The 2,025-nt window shown below is 40.8% G+C and carries 2 protein-coding genes; one reads left to right on the top strand and one right to left on the bottom strand.

Going from position 1 to position 2,025, the window contains the following annotated elements:
• Window positions 1–406, top strand: a 406-nt coding sequence (locus AC787_RS32830; RefSeq protein WP_235561193.1) for a hypothetical protein, incomplete at its 5' end; no start/stop codon positions are given.
• Window positions 407–492: 86 nt separating this feature from the next.
• Here the strand turns inward: AC787_RS32830 and AC787_RS32825 are convergent.
• Window positions 493–1,674: a DUF3560 domain-containing protein gene (locus tag AC787_RS32825; protein WP_054029198.1), complete on the bottom strand. Its 1,182-nt coding sequence runs from the start codon at window positions 1,672–1,674 to the stop codon at window positions 493–495.
• Between the last annotated feature and the right edge of the window lie 351 nt (window positions 1,675–2,025).

Below are 2,025 nucleotides of genomic sequence, written 5' to 3'. Positions count from 1 at the left end.
ATTTGCTATGCAGGTTCTTGTCGTGCAAGGGTATGCCCGAAGGGATGGCGTTCGTAGAAAAGCCACCCTAGCACGACAAGGTTCTGAATGGCAGGCTAGGATGACGAATTGCGTTAGGGGCAAGGATACAGCGGTTGAAAACATCCAGAAGCACAGCAGCCTGCGGCTTCCGATCATTGCGAAGTTCACCGGTGTTTTAATCTATTGGGGAGGATGCTGGAGAGCAGCGGAGGCATGCTGCTTGCCTTCTTCTTTCGAGAATGGGGTTACATCGATGAAATTCTTCGCCCGGTCGGAACGGTTCGCTGCCGGACATGTTTATTCGGGAGCGAATCGTTCCGGCCACCATTTAATCCGAGGACACCGCCACGCGGCGTGTGTCTTCCTTTACTCTTTTTCAAATTAAAGAGTTAATAAAGAGCCCTTCTGGCCCTTTATTAACCTACTAAATAGTATTCCGGAGAAAGCACTAGTCTGAACACATGATGACTTTTATACTGCGCTGTTATATTTGTATAGAAACCAATCATCATGATTTACTACAAAATTGTTATTTCTATCTTGTTTAACTGTACGCCTCTCTTGTAATCCTATTTTAAAGTTATTAATCTGAGGGATGTTGTCTTCAATAACTATTGGTTTGATCGTCACGCTTTTGTCCGTTTTTTTTACGACTTGGAATGCTCTAATAATTTGATTGCTATTAATAGCTGTACGAATTACAATGTCGTCTACCTCAAAAGGATTAACAACGGCTTCCTTTTTCTTTTCCTTCCATCCCTCTGGAATTTTCATTTCCTTAATTTCTGCATAAGGGTACTTTAGCGTGTATGGAACAACATCAGGCTTAACCTCCACAGTCTTTGCATTCGCTTTAACAACTGTATCCCATCTGCTGCCTCGAATTTTAACGAGATAACCAGCTTTTAGATTATCCTTATTAAATTGAACGCCGCCGATCTCGTCCAATTTATTGTGGAAAAATGCAAGTTTATCTACTTCATATTCCATTTTTTCTAATAGCGTTTCCATATATGTTTCGTTTTGAGTCTCTTCTGCTCGAACCATTCGACGCTCGTATTCACGGATATTTTTATTACATTCTTCAATTCTGTTACTTAAATAAGATCTATTATTAAATTTACTCATACTTGCTGTTTGTTCTGCTGTTTCAGCTTTATCACGGAAATATTCACTCTTACGGTACTCTTCAAATCCTTTGTGATAACGGTCAAACATTTTTTCTCTTTGACGTGCAAACCGCTGACTTCCTGCATGTCCTGCAATAATCGGTTGCGTAAAAAATGAATTGTCACCACGCATACTGTTTAAGTCTGATTGCAGGCTTTTTGCTCTTTCTACAGCATTGTCCGCATACTTCTCAAAGCGCTCTATTCTTGATTCTGCTTTTTCTACTTGTCTGTCTACTTCCTCCGCATAGGACAAGCGCTCTCCCGTTTTACCGCCATCCGTAAAGCCCAGTTGTTTAGCTACTTGGATTGCTGAATAATGATTTCTTGTTGAACGGGATACCCAAGCAGAGCGAGAACCAGAGAAAAGATATGCTCTTCTTATTGTTTTTTGCTCATCAGTGGTTAGAGATTTAAACTCTTCTTTAGAGAACCGCAATTCAATTTTAGAAGTTTCGCGATTTAGAATATATTGTTTTGTCATTATAATTTCCTTCTTCCTGTGTATGTATTTTGAACTTGCCTGCATAAAATTCGCAAAAGTCCTTTACGTGGCGGAAAAGATACCCGTAAATTATGAGCCACTGTAGGTATCAGCTTCTAACGCAACAGCCTTACTCTCGTAATAAAAACCAGTTGATCTTTTTCATCCTCATCATTCCTTTTGACAAATTTTTAGTTCTACCCTAATATCCGGTATCGTTTGCCGGTCTAGCCCAAGCGGCGATGAGCGGAAATCTTTAAGGTCTTGCCGGTGAAACAAGCAGTTGGCCGCCGCTGGCGATCTGCAAAGCGTATGGGGTTTTCAAAGAGCTGAATATCCTTCTAACGTAGC

The sequence above is a fragment of the Bacillus sp. FJAT-28004 genome, assembly GCF_001280845.1.
Lineage (GTDB): Bacteria > Bacillota > Bacilli > Paenibacillales > Paenibacillaceae > Pristimantibacillus.
The sequence above is the reverse complement of the archived record's forward strand: the minus strand, read 5'-3'. Positions and strand labels throughout refer to the sequence as shown.

What these genes read in the sequence shown, in the direction of transcription:
- AC787_RS32825 (WP_054029198.1), bottom strand. Translation starts at nt 1,674, where the DNA reads ATGACAAAACAATATATTCTAAATCGCGAAACTTCTAAAATTGAATTG.